1 pseudogene is annotated in these 951 nt (G+C 63.1%); it reads right to left on the reverse strand.

What is annotated here, in order from left to right:
* A pseudogene (locus AC3WP7_RS30035) lies at positions 1–951 on the reverse strand (NEL-type E3 ubiquitin ligase domain-containing protein); the annotation flags it as partial.

Consider the following 951-nt stretch of genomic DNA (forward strand, 5'->3'; position numbering starts at 1 on the left):
GGCATCGGGTGGCAGCTTGACCGGCGTTTCATAGGGTTTCAGGTCGGCTTTCCACAAGCGGGTTTTTCCATTGGGCAGGGTAACGGGTTGCAACCCCTCGACCACCGGTTCGGCCGGTACCGCCGTCAGTTTGGCCAGGCCTTTGCCTGCGCCCACCATGGCGGCCAGCAGCACCACGTTCTGTACCACATCCAACCAGTGGGCCTTGGCTGCCTTGCGATCGCCTTCCTCCCACTCCACCACGCCTTCGAAGGCTTCATACAGCAGTTGGCTGGCCATCACCCCCATCATGACCTCGCCCAGCCCGGGTACGAACATCGACACGCCGGTCAACAGCAGCATGCCGATATTGAGCAGCGCCGCCAGTTTGCGCGAGCGCACCCTGGCATCCACGTCTGCGGTGGGCACGGCGTGGGCGCGGGCGTCGGCATACAGCTTGGCGCGGTGTTGCTCGTAGAGGTAGTTCCACAAGTCGAAGTCGTCCGGCCAGAAAAGGCCGGTGTGCACCGGCGGCGTGACGATCGGGTTCAGGAAGGGGTCTTGGTTGGGCACCTGCCTGGGCGCGGGGGGTGGAGGTAGAGTGTTGACTTTATTGAAGATGTAAAAGGGGTCGGTTGCTTGGCGTAGCTGATCCAGCAGAGGCGCAAAGGGGGCCAGCTCCTGGACGAAGGTGGTCTCTGGGGCGTTCTCGGTGAACTGGCTGAAATAGTCCGCGCGGTCGGCGTAGTTGACGAACTGGCTGAAGAACCGCTGATAAGCGGTGGGGCCTTCGCGCTCGGCGGGCGGGGTGTCCGGGGTGGTGAAGCGTTGCTTGAACAGCGGCGCGAGTTCCCCCAGGGAATAGCGCTTGAGCGGCGACTGCGGGTCGTTGGGGATGTACAGCAGCAACTCGCTCTCATCGCGGATCTGGGACGTACTGAAGAGAAACACCACAACGCCCGTGAGGCGGTG

It is taken from the genome of Pseudomonas sp. FW305-3-2-15-C-LB1, from assembly GCF_058787615.1.